At 66.4% G+C, this 16,243-nt stretch carries 13 protein-coding genes; 8 read left to right on the top strand and 5 right to left on the bottom strand.

The features are described 5' to 3' along the window. Positions 1-20: 20 nt before the first annotated feature. The 6 genes from LSI54_RS01655 to LSI54_RS01630 are packed head-to-tail and all read left to right on the top strand — an operon-like array spanning position 21 to position 6,654. Positions 21-1,892 (top strand): PEP-utilizing enzyme, encoded by a 1,872-nt coding sequence (locus LSI54_RS01655; protein WP_241477603.1) that lies wholly within the window; start codon positions 21-23, stop codon positions 1,890-1,892. Continuing rightward, positions 1,889-2,644: an SDR family NAD(P)-dependent oxidoreductase gene (locus LSI54_RS01650; RefSeq protein WP_241477602.1), complete on the top strand. Its 756-nt coding sequence runs from the start codon at positions 1,889-1,891 to the stop codon at positions 2,642-2,644. Before LSI54_RS01655 ends, LSI54_RS01650 begins: the two co-directional genes overlap by 4 nt. Positions 2,645-2,675: 31 nt before the next feature. Beyond that, a complete protein-coding gene (locus LSI54_RS01645) occupies positions 2,676-2,996 on the top strand; it encodes a 2Fe-2S iron-sulfur cluster-binding protein (protein ID WP_241477601.1) in 321 nt (106 codons plus the stop codon). A gap of 14 nt (positions 2,997-3,010) precedes the next feature. Next, positions 3,011-4,378, top strand: coding sequence for an NAD(P)/FAD-dependent oxidoreductase (locus tag LSI54_RS01640; protein WP_241477600.1), 1,368 nt, complete (start codon positions 3,011-3,013; stop codon positions 4,376-4,378). Between the two features lie 12 nt (positions 4,379-4,390). Next, positions 4,391-5,131 (top strand): HD domain-containing protein, encoded by a 741-nt coding sequence (locus LSI54_RS01635; protein WP_241477599.1) that lies wholly within the window; start codon positions 4,391-4,393, stop codon positions 5,129-5,131. Then, the gene (locus LSI54_RS01630; RefSeq protein WP_241463902.1) at positions 5,128-6,654 is read left to right on the top strand and encodes an aldehyde dehydrogenase family protein; all 1,527 of its coding nucleotides are present in this window, start codon (positions 5,128-5,130) and stop codon (positions 6,652-6,654) included. Before LSI54_RS01635 ends, LSI54_RS01630 begins: the two co-directional genes overlap by 4 nt. Positions 6,655-6,682: 28 nt before the next feature. Here LSI54_RS01630 and LSI54_RS01625 read toward each other — a convergent pair whose 3' ends face one another. The 4 genes from LSI54_RS01625 to LSI54_RS01610 are packed head-to-tail and all read right to left on the bottom strand — an operon-like array spanning position 6,683 to position 11,820. Continuing rightward, positions 6,683-7,462, bottom strand: a complete 780-nt coding sequence (locus LSI54_RS01625; RefSeq protein WP_342357784.1) for an IclR family transcriptional regulator — start codon at positions 7,460-7,462, stop codon at positions 6,683-6,685. Positions 7,463-7,501: 39 nt separating this feature from the next. Continuing rightward, positions 7,502-7,927 (bottom strand): DUF1801 domain-containing protein, encoded by a 426-nt coding sequence (locus tag LSI54_RS01620; protein WP_241470140.1) that lies wholly within the window; start codon positions 7,925-7,927, stop codon positions 7,502-7,504. Positions 7,928-7,958: 31 nt separating this feature from the next. Next, positions 7,959-8,951, bottom strand: a complete 993-nt coding sequence (locus LSI54_RS01615) for an arsenic resistance protein (protein ID WP_241477598.1) — start codon at positions 8,949-8,951, stop codon at positions 7,959-7,961. 55 nt (positions 8,952-9,006) lie between these two features. Then, positions 9,007-11,820, bottom strand: coding sequence for a cation-translocating P-type ATPase (locus LSI54_RS01610; RefSeq protein ID WP_274617491.1), 2,814 nt, complete (start codon positions 11,818-11,820; stop codon positions 9,007-9,009). A gap of 413 nt (positions 11,821-12,233) precedes the next feature. Here LSI54_RS01610 and LSI54_RS01605 point away from each other — a divergent pair, with 413 nt between their 5' ends. Then, entirely contained in the window at positions 12,234-13,604 is a 1,371-nt protein-coding gene (locus LSI54_RS01605) for a hypothetical protein (RefSeq protein WP_241477596.1), read from the top strand. A 55-nt stretch (positions 13,605-13,659) separates the two neighbouring features. On the opposite strand, the gene LSI54_RS01600 is transcribed toward LSI54_RS01605, so the two are convergent. Further along, positions 13,660-14,835, bottom strand: a complete 1,176-nt coding sequence (locus LSI54_RS01600; protein WP_241463896.1) for a M14 family zinc carboxypeptidase — start codon at positions 14,833-14,835, stop codon at positions 13,660-13,662. A 450-nt stretch (positions 14,836-15,285) separates the two neighbouring features. On the opposite strand from LSI54_RS01600, the gene LSI54_RS01595 reads away from it, so the two are divergent. Next, the gene (locus LSI54_RS01595; protein WP_241477595.1) at positions 15,286-16,209 is read left to right on the top strand and encodes a 1-phosphofructokinase family hexose kinase; all 924 of its coding nucleotides are present in this window, start codon (positions 15,286-15,288) and stop codon (positions 16,207-16,209) included. Positions 16,210-16,243 lie beyond the last annotated feature (34 nt).

The following is a 16,243-nucleotide window of genomic DNA, read 5'->3' as shown; positions in this document are numbered from 1 at the left end:
CCTGCAGAGAGGAACCTGTCATGCCCATGAAGTCATTCCCGAAACCGTCCGACCTTGCCGTCCCAGCGGGCGCAGAAGGCTGGGAGGAGATCTACCCCTATTATCTGGTGTTCCAGGATGCGCTGCGCGACGCCGAGGATCAGAAGTTCTGGTTCTGCGACTCCCAGCACTGGCCCACCGTGTTCAAGCCCTTCGAGACCATCGGCGGAGAGTTCGCGGTGAAGTGTCTGGGCCAATACAACGCCCGGCATCTGCTGGTCCCCAACGCCGACGGCATCGAGTTCCGCGTCCACCTGGGCTACCTCTACATGTCCCCGATCCCGGTCGCCCCGGAGAAGATCGCAGCCCGGTTGCCCGAGTTCGAGCGCCGGATCGGTCACTACTTCCAGAACTGGGACTCGATGCTGGAGCAGTGGAAGATCAAGGTCCGCGCCACCATCGATGAGATGGAGTCGCTGACCTTCGCCAAGCTGCCGGACATGGTGCCGATGGAGGACATCCTCAGCGGCAAGGCCAAGGACGGCTCGGAGGTGCTGCTGGAGAACTACGACCGGCTGATCCAGCTGGCCTACCAGAACTGGCAGTACCACTTCGAGTTCCTGAACCTGGGTTACATCGCTTACCTCGACTTCTTCAACTACTGCAAAGAGGTCTTCCCTGACATCCCGGACCAGTCCATCGCGATGATGGTACAGGGCGTGGACATGGAGCTGTTTAGGCCCGACGACGAGCTCAAGACCCTGGCTCACCTGGCCGTCGAGCTGGGGCTCCAGGAGCAGTTCAACGCGCCCCACGAGGTCACCGCGACACTAGAGGGGATCGCCGGGGCCTCCGGCGGTGAGCGGTGGATCGCCCGCTATGAGGAGGCCAAGGACCCGTGGTTCAACTTCACCGTGGGCAACGGGTTCTATGGCCACGACAAATACTGGAAGGACCACCAGAACATCCCGCTGGGGTATATCGCCGACTACATCCGCCGCCTGGACGCCGGAGAGTCGATCATGCGCCCCAAGGAGGCGCTGATCGAGGAGAAGGAGCGGGTCATCGGTGAGTACCGTGACTTCCTGGACACGGAGTCGGCTGCGATGTTCGACGCCAAGCGGGGCCTCGCCGCGACCGCCTACCCCTACGTGGAGAACCACAACTTCTACATCGAGCACTGGACCATGGGCGTATTCTGGCGCAAGGTCCGTGAGCTGTCCCGGATGATGTACGCCGAGGGGTTCTGGCCAGAGCCGGACGATCTGCTCTACCTGAACCGCAACGAGGTGCGCGACGCGCTGTTCGACCTCGTCACCGGCTGGGGCGTGGGCGCCCCGCAGGGCCCGATCGGGCCCTACCACTGGCCCGCGATCATCGAGCGTCGGCGCAAGATCGTCAGCGCGCTCAAGACGGCACGGCCGGCCCCGGCGTTGAACACTCCCCCGGAGTCGATCACCGAACCCTTCACCCGGATGCTGTGGGGCATCACCACCGAACAGGTCCAGCAGTGGTTGGGCAACGACGAGAGCACCGGGGATGGGATCCGCGGGATGGCGGCCTCGGCAGGCACAGTGGAGGGCTACGCCCGAGTCATTCACGACGCCGACCAGCTCTCCGAGATCCAGCAGGACGAGATCCTGGTCGCCACCATCACCGCCCCCAGCTGGGGACCGGTCTTCGGCAAGATCAGCGCCACGGTCACCGATATCGGAGGCATGATGAGCCACGCGGCCATCGTCTGCCGCGAATACGGGCTGCCGGCGGTCACCGGCACCGGCAACGCCTCGACCACGATCAAGACCGGACAGTACCTGCGCGTGAACGGCGCCACCGGCGAGGTCGAGATTCTGACACCCCCGGTGCAGGGCCCCGGAGCTCACTCTCACCAGCACGTCGAGGCTCCGGCATGAGCCCGGACCCGGCCGCGCGGACGGTGCTGGTCACCGGTGCAGCCGGAGGGCTTGGACGGGCCTTCGCGAACGGGTTCGCCGCGGACGGAGACCGCCTGGTGGTCGCCGACATCAACCTCGTAGGTGCGCAGCAGACCGCCCGCGGCATTGAAGACACCGGCGGCGAGGCGCTGGCTCTGCAGGTGGATGTCACCGATCCTGCCTCGACCCAGGCTGCGGCGCAGGAGGCGGCTGCCTTTGGCGGCGGAAGCATCGACGTGCTGGTCAACAATGCCGCGATCTACGGCGCTGTGACCCGGTCTCCCTTCGAGGACATCGACCCTGCGGAGTGGGACCTTGTCATGGGCGTCAACCTCAAAGGGCCCTGGCTCATGTCACGGGCAGCGAGTCCCCACCTCGACCGGGGCGGGGCGATCGTGAACATCTCCTCGGCCACCGTCTACTCCGGATCCGAGCAGTGGATGCACTATGTCGCCTCCAAAGGTGGGGTGGTCGCGCTGACCCGGGTCATGGCCCGGGAGCTGGGGCGGCGCGACATCACGGTCAACGCCATCGCCCCAGGGTTCACGCTCACCGAATCCAGCCGCTCCCTGATGGAGGACGCTGAGACCTACGGGGTGGAACGCGGATCCCTGAAGCGGGCCAGCGAACCCGAGGACGTCGTCGGAACCGCGCTGTTCCTGGCTGGCCCGCACAGCCGTTATATGACCGGTCAGACCATGGTGGTCGACGGCGGCCGCCAGTTCATCTGAGAACTTCCAGCTGAGAATCGAAGGAGACGCAATGCCTACCGTGCACTACACCGACGCCGAGGGCGCGGTCCGCGAAGTACAGGCCACGGCCGGAGACTCCGTGATGGAGACCGCCGTGCGCAACGGGGTCCCCGGAATCGTCGCCGAATGCGGCGGCTCCCTCTCCTGCGCGACCTGCCATGTGTTCGTCGCCGAGCAGGACCTCGCAGATCTCGCACCCATGGAGGACATGGAGGACGAGATGCTCTATGGCACCGCAGTGGACCGCCAGATGAACTCGCGGCTGTCCTGCCAGCTTCCGCTGCGTGAGGACCAGACCCTCCACGTGCAGACCCCAGAGACCCAGGTATAGGACCAGGTAACCCCATGTCACACGCCACCGCAGACACCACAGCTGGGACGGGCCGGTCCGTCGAAGCCAGTCGCGCCGGATCCAGCCCGGCGCAGGCCTCTCCGGTGGGGGTCCTGCCCGCAGGAATCGCACCTGAGCTCACCGATCTGCTGATCGTCGGGGCCTCACAGTCCGGGGTCCAGCTGGCGGCCTCCCTGCGGGCGCTGGGCTGCACGGACCACATCACCCTGCTCGGAGATGAGGCCCACCGGCCCTACCAGCGTCCGGCGCTGTCCAAGGAGTTCCTGCAGGGGACGATGGACAAGGAGAAGCTCATCTTCCGCACTGCCGAGTACTGGGAGGACCATCGGATAGCCCTGGCCCAGGACGTGCGCATCACGGAGGTCGAACGGTGCCACGACGGCGGTGGGACAGCCGTCTCTGCCACCGGCGATCGAATCCGTTTCCGCAGGCTCGCCCTGACCGTGGGGGCACGTGCGCGTCGCCTTGATGTGCCCGGCGTCGAGCTGGACGGGGTGGTATATCTTCGCAATGCCGACGACGCGTTGAAGCTGAAGGAGCTCGCCAGCGGTGCCCGCGACGTCGTCGTGATCGGTGGTGGCTTCATCGGTCTGGAGGCGGCGGCCTCGATGCATGCCATGGGCAAGCGCGTCACGGTGCTGGAGTACGGGCAGCGTCTGATCGGACGCGCGGTGGGCGAAGCGACGAGCGAGTTCTTCCTCCAGGCTCACCGCGAGCGCGGAATCGACGTCCGTCTCGAAGCCCGCTTCACCCAGATCACCGGCGACGACGGCTCCGTCACCGGGGTGCAGCTCCAGGACGGCACGGTGGTCAAGGCCGACATCGTGCTGATCGGCATCGGCGTGGTGCCCAACACCGAGCTCGCAGAGTCGCTGGGCCTGGCGGTCGACAACGGCATCCGCGTGGATCGGCACGCCCTTGCGTCCGACGGCACCACCGTGGCGGTGGGAGATGTGGCGAACCTGCCGAACCCGATGCCTGGGGCACCCGTGGGTGAACGGATCCGTCTGGAAAGTGTAAACAACGCCGTGGAGCACGCCAAGGTGGCCGCATACGCGCTCATGGGCCGGCGTGAGGAATACACCGGGACCCCCTGGTTCTGGTCGAATCAGGCCGACCTGAAACTTCAGATCGCCGGACTCTCGCTCGGGCACGATCGCACCCTCGTCCGCCGTGATGAGGAGAAGGGCCGGTTCGCCGTGCTCTACTACCGCGGTGAACAGATCATCGCCGCAGACTGCGTGAACAACCCTCTGGACTTCATGGCCGTGAAGAGCGCCCTGTCCAACGGAAAGAACATCCCTGCCGAAGAGGCATCGAACCCGTCCGTCGCATTGAAGTCCATCATCCGCGACGTTTGAGAGAGGCTGAGCATGAGCATCAACCAGAACTACCCACAGTGGGCACCCAGCGAGCCGGACACCCACACGCGGGACCCTCGCGCCGAAGAGTTCGCCCGCAGCCACCCCATCCTGCCCATCCCTACCGGCCAAGACGTGGAGACCGCCCCGATCGCGATGACTCCCAGCCGCGGTTTCACCCAGCTGTGGAACTCCGTGGCGCCGGAGACCCGAGTGCGCGGCAACTCGGTCCACCTGCCTCTTTCGGTTGCCTACGCCGAGCGCCTCTGCGACGCCTATCCCGAGGCGGACCGAGAGCTGGTACTGGTCAGCATCCTGCTCCACGACACCGGGTGGGCCCACGTCGACGAGTCCAGGATCCTCAGCGAGGGATTCGGGGGCGACTGGCGCAAGGCCGCGATCCGGTATGAGCATGAGGAACAGGGGTGCGTGGTCGCCCGTCGGGTGCTGCCGCCGCTGGGTTATGGCGCCGATTTCGTCGAGCAGGTCTGTCAGATCATCGACGGCCATGACACCCGGGCCGTGGCCTATTCGCTGGAGGACGCGCTGGTCCGCGACGCCGACCGGCTGTGGCGCTTCGACACCGCTGGCATCGCGCTGGCCAGCTCCTGGTTCGCGATGGACACCTCCACCTACTGTGATCGACTCGAGCGGGAGATCATCCCCGAGCTGCTCACCGAGGCAGGCGTTCAGATGGCCCGCGCCGACTTCTCCCGGTCCTCCTCCCTGCTGCGCACGGAGGCCCTGCGATGAGCCAGCCTGGGCCCACGACACCCCCGACGGCCGCCGAGCGCCGAGCTCACCTGGACCTGCCGTACACCGCGGTCCATGATCACTTCATCGGCGGATCCTGGCGCGCCACCAGCTCGCAGCGCCGCAACGACGTCACGGATCCCGCCACCGGTGAGGTCTGGGGGTCCGTCCCGGATGGCTCGGCCGAGGATGTGGATGCGGCGGTGGCCAGCGCCCGGGAGTCCTTCGACCACGGACCCTGGCGGCGACTCCCGGCCGCGATCCGCGCCACGCACCTGCTGCGCATCGCGGAGGAGGTGGAGCGCCGTTCCATTGAGATCGCGGCGACGGTGTCCCGGGAGAACGGCACCCCGATCGCGGAGTCCTCCGGGGCGGCCGCGAACGCCGCGGGCATCCTGCGGTACTTCGCGGGCCTGGCAACGCTGCTCGATGATCCCGATGAGCGAGCCTTCCCCACCGACCCGACCCGCAGCACCCTGGTCCACAGGGATCCGATCGGTGTATGCGCCCTGATCGCACCCTGGAACTTCCCGATCAACCTGATGGTCATCAAGCTGGCCCCGGCGCTGCTCACAGGGTGCTCGGTGGTCATGAAGCCCGCCTCCCCCACCCCGCTGTCCTTCCGATACATCCTCGACGCCTGCCGCGCCGCCGGGGTCCCCGAAGGGGTCGTGAACCTGGTGACGGGAAGCGGCCGTCTCGGCGATGCCCTAGTGCGGCATCGAGACGTGGACAAGGTCGCCTTCACCGGATCCACGCCGGTGGGACGCAGCATCGCGGCCGCCGCGGGAGAGCTGCTGCGTCCGGTCACTCTGGAGCTCGGAGGGAAGTCCAGCGCGCTGGTGCTGCCCGACGCGGATCTGGATCTGATGGCGTCCCGGCTCATCAAGTCCTGCCTGCGCAACACCGGCCAGACCTGTTACATCTCCACGCGGATCCTTGCCCCGAGCCATCGTTATGCCGAGATCGTCGACATGGTCGCCGAGACGGTGCGCAGCCAGCCGCAGGGCGACCCGCTGAACCCCGAGACGGTCTTCGGACCCTGCGCGACGGCATCTCAGTTCAACACGGTGCGCGGCTATGCCGAGTCGGGACTGGCCGAAGGTGCCATCGCCATCACTGGCGGTCGGCCGAGCACCATGAGCGGCGCGCTGGAACGGGGCTACTTCATGGAACCGACCGTATTCTCCGAAGTCACCCCGGAGATGCGCATCGCTCGGGAGGAGATCTTCGGCCCGGTGCTCACGGTGCTGCGTTATGACGATCTCGACAATGCGCTCGAGGTTGCCAACAACACCAGCTTCGGGCTCGGAGGCATCGTCTTCGGTGAAGATGAGGAGCACGCCCAGCAGGTGGCAAGACGCATGGACACCGGCAGCGTGGGCATCAACTTCTTCGCCTCCAACCATGCGGCGCCCTTCGGGGGGCGTCACGATTCAGGTCTCGGGACCGAATATGGTCCCGAGGGACTGGCGGCGTACCTGAGCTACCAGTCAGTCCACCGAAGCGCCACACGCAGATGAGCGCGGCGAAGCCGCGCTCAGGTCAGTGTCAGTGCTCCCGCGGCTCGTCCGGCAGCGGCTCCACCAGTGAGCCGAACAGGGACTCCAGTGGGATGTGAGCCGTGTGTTCCTCGATCTTCTTAGCCACCCCGCGCAGCACCGGCAGGTGCCGCGTCATGGTGCGTCCATGACTGGAGGGGACCACGAGTCCTATACCGCAACCGATGCGACCGCTGTGAAACACGGGAACTGCGATCGAACAGGAACCGATGCGCACCTCTTCCATGGTGACCGCGTATCCCTGCTCCTTGACCTTTGCCAGCTCCGCGGAGAGCCGCTCGGGGTCCACCTGGGTCGCCGGCGTGAGCCGCTCAAGTGGGCGTTCCAGATACCCGGAGCGCACCCAGGATTCATCGTGAGCAAGGATCACCTTCCCCACGGCTGTCGCGTGGAGCGGAAGCCGTCCTCCCACTCGGGAGGCGCGTGGAATTCGCCTGGTCCCATAGATCCGTTCGATGTACAGCGCTGAAGTCCCATCCCGCACTGCCAGCTGACTGGTCTCCCCGGTGAGTGAGTAGAGGTCCTGGATGAACGGTCGCGCGGTCTCGCGCAGCTGCCTTCCCGCGTTCTGTGCGATCGCCCACAACCGGATTCCCAGCTGGATGTTGCCGTTGGCGCCACGGCTGAGGAGTCCCCATTCGACGAGTTCGCCGACCAGACGGTGGGTAGTGGACACCGGGAGGTCCGCCTGGGCGGCCAGCTCGCTCAGCGGCATGGATCTGCGCGAGGTCTCGAAGACCTCCAGGATGGCCAGGACCTTCGATGTCACGCTGCGCCCAGAAGTCCGATTGCCCCCTGCCATGACGGGTCAGACAACCTCGGGGTTGAGCGCCCGAGCGCGCGCGATGAGGCTGCGGAACTCTGCATGATCCAGATGCTCCAGCGTCGTGAAGGTCAGCGCAGCGGCGCCGACCTTCACCCGGCCGAGCCGATCGGCTCGCTCTTGGATCAGGTGATTGCCGTCCTCGGCCGCGTTGACGTAGACGGAGAGGTGCTTGGTCTGCTCCGCGAGCCCGATCAGGAACCAGTCCACAGCGGCGCCGCGCGGCTTGGGCTGACGCAGCCTGCCGTATCCGATGATCGTCTGCTCCGTGCCGCCCCACATGCGTCCGCGCCAGAGCACCCGGCTGATTCCCGGCAGCTCGGCGGTGATCCAGCCGTCCAACACGGTCATCTCTGCAGAGCGCCCTGCGGCCATGAGGTAGTCCTCGACGCTGTCTGTGACCGGTTCCATGGCCTGAGCCTACCGGGCGGTGCAGGACGCCTCACCCGATGCTTCGTGGCCCCCACGGCGCTGACGGTCGGACGTCGGGAAAGAGCACGCGGGGAACGAACCAGAGGCAGAAGATCATGCCGAAGAGTTCGACCAGGGACTGCATGACCACCACGATCGCGGCGGTCTCCCAGCCCGCGGGAAGGGCAAGCGCGAAGGGCAGCACGATGAAGGAGTTCCGGGTGCCCATCGAGAATGCCAGGGTGCGCCCCTGGGCGACGTTGAGCCGGGCGACACTCGCCAAGACCCTGGACAACACCAGACTGATGGCCAGGAACAGGCTCACCACCATCAGCACCACGGGCAGCAGGTGAGCATCGTGGACGACGGAGCCGACGTTCGCGACGGCGATGAGCAGCACCACCACCGCCAGCAGCGGCACCGGCCACCACCCGAGACGAACGACCACGGCCGCTCCCGCGGGACTGCCTCCAGCCCAGACCTCGGTCAATGCGGCCAGCCCCAGTGGCAGCAGCACCACCAGGAAGGCGGGCCAGATCTCCGCGGGCGCAAGCACCACGCGTAGGTCAGCATCTGACATCAGCCACAGGTAGAGCGGCAGAAGCAGCAGCTGGAGCACCAGCAGCACCGGGGTCAACGCAGTGGCCCGGGTGGCGTCGCCTCGCCCGAGCTGACTGAAGGTGATGAACCAATCGGTGCATGGCACCAGCAGCACCAGCAGCAGTCCCAGCTGCAGCGCCTGGTTCTCGGGCACGAACTGGATCAGCACCCAGACCACCGCCGGCAGCAGCACGAAGTTTCCGAGAAGCGCGGCCGCCATGAATCGCCCCTCGGTGAAGGCCGCAGGCACCGCTACCATCGGCACCTGGGTGAACGTCGCGTAGAGCAGCAGACCCAGCGTCGGCCAGATCAGCACATCGGCGGTGACGCCCAGCTGTGGGGCGAGCGTGCCGAGGCCGAGGCCGCACGTCACGGCGGCGAGGTAGAACCACACCTGGTGGCGTTCCAGGGTCTCTCGCCTCACGGGCACCTCCTGCAGATTCCTCGACCAATTCCTGTCACAGGTCCGTGACCGCGATCTACTCACCCCGCCCAAGCCGCGAGCGGCGTGAGCGCCTCGGCGGTGACGTGCGATTCGCACGGTACCGCCCCGTTGCTTTGACCACCTCGACCAACAGGAAGCTTGCGAGGGCGTAACCGAACGCGGTCACCCATTGAGCTGGGGAAAGTGGGACGGATCCGAACCATACCTGGAGGGGTGGCAGATAGGTATACGCAGTCTGCAGCACGGCAAGTACGGCGATGGAGATCCACACTGCGCGATTCCCCGTGAGGACACGGCGGGTGATGCTCGAGCGACGCAGCAGGCGCACATTGAACAGAACGGCGATCTGAGAGACCACCAGCACCGCCACCGCGGCAGCGCGTGCGGCATCCAGGTCGGCGCCGGAAGCGAGTGCGGCGAAGAACGCTGTGGTCGTCACGGCGGCCACCACGATACCCGTTCCCGCCAACGCCAAGAGGCTGCCTGCGAGGATCGAGTCTTCGGGCGGTCGCGGTGGTCGCGTCATCGTTCCAGGTTCGACGGGCTCGTAGGCGAATGCGAGCGACAGAGTGACGGCGGTGACGAGGTTCACCCAGAGAATCTGGGTGGGCTGCAGCGGATCCGGATAGCCGACCGCGACTGCGGTGAAGACGACGAGCGCCTGTCCGAGGGTCGTCGCCAGGATGAACACCACCGACTTCTGCAGGTTGTCGTACACGCGCCGACCCTCACGCACGGCTCGCTCGATGGTAGCGAAGTTGTCGTCGGCAAGGACGACGTCGGAAGCATCCTTCGCGGCCTCTGTGCCCTTCATGCCCATGGCGACGCCGACGTCGGCGCGGGTCAGCGCGGGAGCGTCGTTGACTCCGTCGCCCGTCATCGCGACCACCCCGCCGAGGGACTGCAGAGCCGCAATGATGCGCATCTTGTGTTCAGGACTGGTTCGCGCGAACACATCGACGTCGCCGACCCTGGCCCGCAGCTGTTCGTCGTCCATGTGGTCGATGTCCGCCCCGGTCAGCGTGGTCGCGGCGGTATCGGCGAGTCCCATCTCCGTGGCGATCGCGTGGGCGGTGAGTGCGTGGTCACCGGTGATCATCTTCACCCGGACGCCTGCGTCCTGGCACTCGCCGATCGCGGCTGTCGCTTCTGGCCGCGGCGGGTCGGCGATGGCGACGATTCCCAGCATCACCAGGCCTCGAAGCTCAGCATGTTCGACGGTCACCGCATCCGATGGCATATCACGGCGCGCGGCTGCGAGGACCCTCATGCCTTGGGCGGTGTATGCATCGATCAGTGCATGCCACCGAGCGGGCTCTATCGGATCCTGCCCTCCGTCGGCCCGACGCTGAAACTCGCAGAAGGTGAGAAGACGGTCGGGTGCGCCCTTCACTGAGACGAACTGTTCTCCCGATTGGGACTGATCAAGGGTGGCCATGTACTTCACCTCGGCGTCGAACGGGATCTCATCTCGGCGCCCGTATCCAGCCAGGTCGACGCCCGCTTTGCGGCCGAAACTCATCAGCGCACCTTCGGTGGGATCGCCCACGACTCGCCACTCGCCGGCAGCCGTGTGATCGAGGCGCGCGTCGTTGCACAGCGCCATGACGAGCGCCAGTTCAAGAAGGTCAGCACAGGACGAATCAACCACCGCACCCTCTCGCAGCACCGACCCATCAGGGTTGTATCCCTCGCCCGTGACCGTGTACTGGGAAACAGCTGTCGCGGCAGCCCGCACGGTCATCTCGTTCTTGGTCAGGGTTCCGGTCTTGTCCGAGCAGATGACGGTGACCGACCCGAGGGTCTCTACTGCGGCGAGTCGACGGATGATCGCTCGCTGTGCGGCCATCTGCTGCACGCCCAGTGCGAGGGTGATCGTCACGACGGCGGGCAGACCTTCCGGCACCGCAGCTACCGCGAAAGCGATGGCCGAGGGCACCAGCTCCTCGAACGAGTCACCGTGCAACACGAACCCGAGGGCCACCATGACGGACATCAGCACGAGCGCGGTGGCAGTGATCTGGCGCCCGAGCCGGTTGATCGACCGGATCAGTGGGGTGTCGGTGCGCTCCACGTCGCGCACCAGCTTCTGAATGCGCCCGAGTTCTGTGCGGGTTCCCGTGGCGGTGACGACCGCCTCGGCACGTCCCGCTACTACGACCGACCCGGCGTGGAGCATGTTGTGCCGGTCACCGAGGAGCGCTTCGTGTTCGACTGGCCTGGTGTGCTTCGCTGCGGGCACCGCCTCACCCGTCAGCGCCGCCTCATCGGCCCTGACGTCACGTGCTTCGACCAGCCTCGCGTCGACCGCGGCGCGGTCACCGGCATGGACGCGAATGATGTCCCCTGGTACAAGCGTGGTTGCTTGGATGTCGTGCCATCCGCCATCGCGTCTCACCGTCGCGCGCGGAGAGAGCATTCGGCGGATCCCACGCAGCGCCTTTTCGGCCTGTCCCTCCTGGATGAATCCGATCATGGCGTTGATCAGGGCGACCGCGAAGATCACGGACGCGTCGATGTAGTCGCGCGAAACGAGCTTGATCACCGCTGCCACGAGGAGGACGTAGATGATGGCGTTGTTGAACTGCGCCAGAAAGCGCAGTACCGGGTGGGTGCGCGAAGGCTCGGGGAGACTGTTCGGCCCGAAGTGCGTATGGCGCCGGTGCACCTCGTCCGACTCAAGTCCAGAGCGAGTGGTGGCGAGGCCCTCGAGCACGTGAGCGGCGGAATGGGCGTGAGGCTTGTTCGGTGAACCCGAAGCGGCGGCCGGGTGGTGGGTGAGGTCGGCTGGCGAACGTTGCCGTCGCTCACCTCGCGGGTGCGACTCCCCCAGATTCACAGCGGACATCGCGCCCTCCACTCGTTACCCTCAATCGTTGAGATCTGGGGGCACCCACTCGCATCGCGACGTCGATGGCCCTCGCCAGTGTCTCCCGAGCCGTCCCGGCGCTCCTCTCCTACCGTGCCGGGCGGGACACTCATCGAATAGGGCCGATGGTCCTGCCTGTGGGACTTCCGGCCCTGCTCGAGGCGCGCGCCCCACTGGATGGTGAAGGCGGCGGAGGGCGATGAACGTCCGCCGCCGAGCGATGTGGTGCTCTTCTCTGAGGGTCGCCGCCGCGCAGAGGACCAGCTCGCGTCGATCCCGGTGGTGGCGATGGCGGGCCGACGTACCTTGTTCGCGCCCATGTCCGGGAGCATGCTGGTGCGAATCCGAGGCGTTCTCCGAAGCCTCCCTCCAGATCGAGAGGCGCGGTGCACATGGGTGTCGCTGAAACCCGGGACCAGGAAATTGCAAGGCTGTCGGCGGAGGTCGCCCGGCTGCAGTCGAAGCTGCGGACCGAGCCGGTGGAGGCGCCACCGCCCGCCCCCACGCGCCGGACCGGACGTGGACGCGCGTTCCTCGCCGCGCTGCTGCTCGCGCTCGGGGTGTTCCTCGCCCCGCTCGCCGTCGTCGCAGCATGGACGAAGACCGAAGTCACCAACACCGACCAGTTCGTCGCCACCGTGTCGCCGATCCTCGAGGACCCGGCCTTCCAGGCCTTCCTGGTCGACGAGATCACCGCGGCCATCAATGAGGAGATCGACATCGAGACGATCACGTCCGACCTCTTCGACGGAATCGCGACCCTCGACCTCCCGCCCAGGGCCGCCGCCGCGCTCCAGCTCCTCGAGCAGCCCGCGGTGGAGGGCGCCCAGTCGCAGATCCGCTCCACGACCGAGCGACTCATCGCCTCGGACGAGTTCGAGCAGGTGTGGGACCAGTCGCTGCGGATCAGCCATGCCCGGCTGACCGCCGTCCTCAGCGGGGACACCTCCGGCGCCGTCGTGATCAGCGACACGGGCGAAGTGGGCATCCAGATCGGACCCATCATCGCCTCCGTCAAGGAGCAGCTGACCGCGCAGGGGTTCGCGCTGGCCGACCGCATCCCCGACGTCGACCGGACGGTCGTCGTCGCCCAGTCCGATGAGCTCGTCCAGGCACGCACGGCCTACCAGGCGCTCGACGTGCTCGGCTTCGTGCTCCCCTGGGTGAGCATCGGCCTGCTCGCGGGCGGAGTCCTCGTCGCGAGGAGGAAGGCGAGGGCGTTGATCTGGGCCGGCGTCGGTCTGACGTTCGCGATGGCGTTCCTCGCGCTCGGCGTGGCCGTCGGACGCATCGCCACGGTCGCCTCGATCTCGCCGCAGCACCTGCCGTCGAGTGCCGCCGAGGCGGTCTACGACGCCCTGGTGCCCCTGCTCTGCTCGACGGTGCTCGCCGTCGGGGTGACTGGCGTGACCACCGCCGTCGTCGCCTACCTCGCCGGGCCATTCCGTGGCGCCATCGCGGTCCGCCGCCTGACCGTCGACACGGCCAGGCGAACACGTGCTGCGGCGGAGAGCGCCGGGGCGACGACCGGCCGGTTCGGCGCGTTCCTCTACCGCGCCCGCCGGTACATCCGGATCGCGATCGCCGTCATCGGCGCGGCGATCGTGCTGCTCGTGAGGCCGCTGACGCCGGAGGTGACCCTCTGGACCGCGATCGGCGCGCTCATCGCCATCCTGCTGCTCGAACTGCTGCAACGGCCACCCTCCGTTGAGGTCGACGGCGAGGCCGTCCCTGAGGCAGCACGGCGAAACCCCATCCCTTGAACACGGGGGATTCTCCCGCCAGCCGGCAGGGAGAATCCCCCGTGTCCAGCTCCGCCTACTGAGCCGGAATCGTGCCTGCGTAGTCAGTCAGGTATCCAGTCGTCGGCTGATGAGGGATCTCATCCCACCGCTCCGGATCCTCCTGCTGGATCTCTCCCGTCGCCATTCCGATCAGAAGCTCCTCCAGTGCCAGCACATTCTGCCGGACCGACTTGCCACGGGCTTTCTGGCCCAGGCTCCCATCGGAGGTGTTCCCACTCGTCTCAAGGAAGACGACCGGGTTGCTGTGACCTTCCGGATTCAGTCCCTGGTAGTCCAGGCCCAGCATCATCGCTGAGACGACGCCACCCTTGATATCGATCTCCAGGCCGTTGCCCACCTGGTAGCGATCGATATTGATGGAGCCGTACTTCGAGAGTTCGTCGAAGACATGGACCATCATCTGCCGGGTCAGAACGTCGTAGGTACCATCTGCAAGACCCGGCAGAGTAGGTCCACCCGGGGCCAGGGAAATTCCGAGGGACAACGTGACGTCATCACCTGTTCCCCATTGCTGCTTCAAGCCTTGGTGGTGGATGTCCACACCGAAGTCAGGTTTCACCATGGTCCAGTATTCGTAGAACGCCAAGGACTCTTTGGCCGCGAACCCTGCTTCGGTCCAGTCACGGTTGAGGTCTACTCGCCGTTCACTGCCGTTCTCATTGAGTTCGGGGGAACCGGTCAAGTCGTTCCAGAGGATCGTCTGACGGATATTCGCCTCGGAACCGTCCGGGTTGTACATCGGGATGATGTGGAAGGTGTACTTCTCACGCAGCAGGTTGTAATCCGCCGAGCCGTTCGTGCCCAGGTCCTTGAGCAGAGTCAGCAGGGACTCGGTGCCGTAGGGCTCATTCCCGTGAATGCGTCCCTGGAGCCAGACCTCTTCCGGGCCCGTCCCCACGGTGGCGACATAGAGGTCACGGCCCTGTTCGGAGGTGTTCACTGAGGTGCCGGCCTCGGCCAGGGTGAAGACATCGACGTTGAAGCGGGAGGTCTTCTCGAGTTTCTGCAGCTCCTTCTGCACATCCGCGTAGGTCAAGATGCTGGAGATGTTGGTCTGCCCGTTGGGCGAGGGGAAGTTGGCGCTCGCCACTGCGGGTGCGACGCCGGCTGGTGCGGCGAGCATGAGTGACGCGGCGGTCACGACGGCCGCAAGGCGGCGACGACGACTGGTCGGCTTGGTGGACTGCATGTGTCTCCTAGAGGTGCTGCTGATGCCACCGCGCTATACGAGCTGGCGGCAGCCCCGACCGTCGGTGCCCGGGGCCAACCATGAGGGTATATGTGATTCACGTCACTGCTGGGCAGCGACACAAACACGGGACGCCTGCGGCCTTTCACGCTTGACGCGACTCTCTGCTTGGCAGTCCGCCCGGGCATCCCCTGAGGGCTTCCGGCGCTCCCCTCCTGCCCTGTCCATCAGGACACTCATCCCAGCAGGGCCGATGGACTTGCCGAGGGGACTTCCGGCCCTACTCGAGGCGCACGCGCCACTGGATGGTGAAGGCAGCGGAGGGCGATGAACGTCCGCCGCCGATCGATGTTGGGCTTGTCTCCGGGCGGTGCCGCGCACCGAATCGTTGCCCGTCTTCTTGGGCTTGTGTGGTCGAGGAAAGGCAGAGAACCAATGCACTCACCGATAGTGACGCTGACGATGAATCCCGCCCTCGACGTGTCGAGCTCGGTCGATCGGGTGCGCGCCGAGCACAAGCTGCGCTGCGGACCGGCTCGCGTCGATCCCGGTGGCGGCGGGGTGAATGTGTCCCGCGCGATACGCAACCTGAACGGCAGCTCCACGCCGATATACCCACTCGGCGGTCCCACTGGCGCGAAGTACCGGAGGTTCGCCGCGGATGAAGGGATCGACGGCACGGTGATCGCGATCGCGGGTGACACTCGGGAGAGCTTCACCGTCGACGAGACGTCGACGGGCGATCAGTACCGGTTCGTCCTGCCGGGGCCGGCCCTGAGCGAAGCGGAGTGGCACGACTGCCTCTCAACCGTCACCGCCCATCTCCCGCACGGTGGATACCTTGTTGCCAGTGGAAGTCTCCCACCCGGGGTGCCCGAAGACTTCTACGCCATACTTGCCCGCTCCGTGGCCGAACAGGGCGTTCACCTCGTGGTCGACGCGGCAGGGGTCCCGCTCCACGCGGCCCTGGCCGAAGGAGTGTTCCTGATCAAACCGAGTCGGGACGAGCTCGCCGAACTTGTCGGGGCTGACCACGAATTGAGTCCTGAAGAACAGCTCGACGCTGTTCGCGACCTCATCGACCACGGTCGCGCGGAAGTCATCGCGCTCACCATGGGATCGGCGGGCGCCCTGCTCGTCTCCGCGGCGGGGGCGCTGCGCCTGCCGACGCCGAAGGTGCAGGTGGCGAGCCCGGTCGGAGCCGGTGATGCCTTCCTCGGCGGTCTCGTGCTGCGCCTGGCCGAGGGCAGACCCCTCGCTGAGGCCTTCCGGACGGCCGTCGCGGCAGGAAGCGCGACCGCGATGTTGCCCGGAACCGAGCTCTGCCGCGCCGAAGACGTCACGCGGTTCGAAGCTGAACTGCCCACCGTGTGACTCGTCTTCGACCTCTTCCAGGTGCTGGGAGGTT

This window comes from Nesterenkonia sp. AY15, assembly GCF_022565855.1.
GTDB lineage: Bacteria > Actinomycetota > Actinomycetes > Actinomycetales > Micrococcaceae > Nesterenkonia.
The sequence above is the reverse complement of the archived record's forward strand: the minus strand, read 5'-3'. Positions and strand labels throughout refer to the sequence as shown.

Excerpts from the sequence above, each read along its gene's own strand:
- LSI54_RS01655 (WP_241477603.1), top strand. The coding sequence starts at position 21 with ATGCCCATGAAGTCATTCCCGAAACCGTCCGACCTTGCCGTCCCAGCG.
- LSI54_RS01650 (WP_241477602.1), top strand. The coding sequence starts at position 1,889 with ATGAGCCCGGACCCGGCCGCGCGGACGGTGCTGGTCACCGGTGCAGCC.
- LSI54_RS01645 (WP_241477601.1), top strand. The coding sequence starts at position 2,676 with ATGCCTACCGTGCACTACACCGACGCCGAGGGCGCGGTCCGCGAAGTA.
- LSI54_RS01640 (WP_241477600.1), top strand. The coding sequence starts at position 3,011 with ATGTCACACGCCACCGCAGACACCACAGCTGGGACGGGCCGGTCCGTC.
- LSI54_RS01635 (WP_241477599.1), top strand. The coding sequence starts at position 4,391 with ATGAGCATCAACCAGAACTACCCACAGTGGGCACCCAGCGAGCCGGAC.
- LSI54_RS01630 (WP_241463902.1), top strand. The coding sequence starts at position 5,128 with ATGAGCCAGCCTGGGCCCACGACACCCCCGACGGCCGCCGAGCGCCGA.
- LSI54_RS01620 (WP_241470140.1), bottom strand. The coding sequence starts at position 7,927 with ATGGAACCGGTCACAGACAGCGTCGAGGACTACCTCATGGCCGCAGGG.
- LSI54_RS01610 (WP_274617491.1), bottom strand. The coding sequence starts at position 11,820 with ATGTCCGCTGTGAATCTGGGGGAGTCGCACCCGCGAGGTGAGCGACGG.
- LSI54_RS01605 (WP_241477596.1), top strand. The coding sequence starts at position 12,234 with ATGGGTGTCGCTGAAACCCGGGACCAGGAAATTGCAAGGCTGTCGGCG.
- LSI54_RS01600 (WP_241463896.1), bottom strand. The coding sequence starts at position 14,835 with ATGCAGTCCACCAAGCCGACCAGTCGTCGTCGCCGCCTTGCGGCCGTC.